General features: G+C 46.3%; 1 protein-coding gene. It reads right to left on the reverse strand.

Translation table 11 applies throughout. From position 1 onward, the window contains the following. Nucleotides 1–112: 112 nt before the first annotated feature. Nucleotides 113–842: phosphate ABC transporter substrate-binding protein (locus tag R7Z49_RS24105; protein ID WP_318112246.1), on the reverse strand; the 730-nt coding region annotated here is incomplete at its 5' end.

Genomic DNA, 842 nt, shown 5'->3' on the forward strand with positions numbered 1-842 from the left:
GGTTAGATTATAATAAGTTGCTGCATGCCGATTTGCTGGAAGAACAAGATAGATGGGCAAGTGCGAAGTGGACACTCACTTTTTAGTTTTCGGTACAATGAAAAAAGTCGGCTTAAAGGCCGACTTTTTTTAACTCTTCCGCTGCGAAATCTGCAGTGATCGGTACATAGCCATCTTTTTCGACTAACGCTTGTCCCTGAGCAGAGAACATAAAACGAATAAACTCGGCTTCTATTGGAGACAACGGGTAATCAGGATGCTTGTTCACGTACACATAAAGGTAGCGTGATAGTGGGTACTTACCTGAGACAATATTTGTACGAGTCGGGCTAACATAGTTAACCCCCTTTTTAGCGATGGGAACCAACCTTACGCCAGCCACTCGATAACCAACGCCAGAATAACCAACTCCGCTGATGGTCGATGCCACAGATTGCACCACAGAAGCCGAGCCCGGTTGTTCATTCACTCGGGTTTTGAAGTCACCTCCACACAACGCATTGCTTTTGAAGTAACCATACGTCCCGGACACAGAGTTACGACCAAATAACTGCAAGTTGCGCTTCGCCCATTCGGCTTTTAAACCTAGTTGCTGCCAGTTAGTGATGAACTGACTTTCTCCACAACGCAACGTAGCGGAAAACATCGCGTCCAATTGATTAAAGTTCAAACCTTGAATGGGATTGTCTTGATGCACAAAAATACCGATAGCATCAATAGCAACGCGCAATGCTGTAGGTTTGTAACCATGCTGTCGCTCAAACGCTTCGATTTCTTTCAAACGCATCGGGCGGCTCATTGGGCCAAACTGCGCCGTTTGCTCTGTTAAAGCAGGTGGCGCC

Source organism: Vibrio sp. 1562 (assembly GCF_033340155.1).
GTDB classification, from domain to species: Bacteria; Pseudomonadota; Gammaproteobacteria; order Enterobacterales; family Vibrionaceae; genus Vibrio; species Vibrio alginolyticus.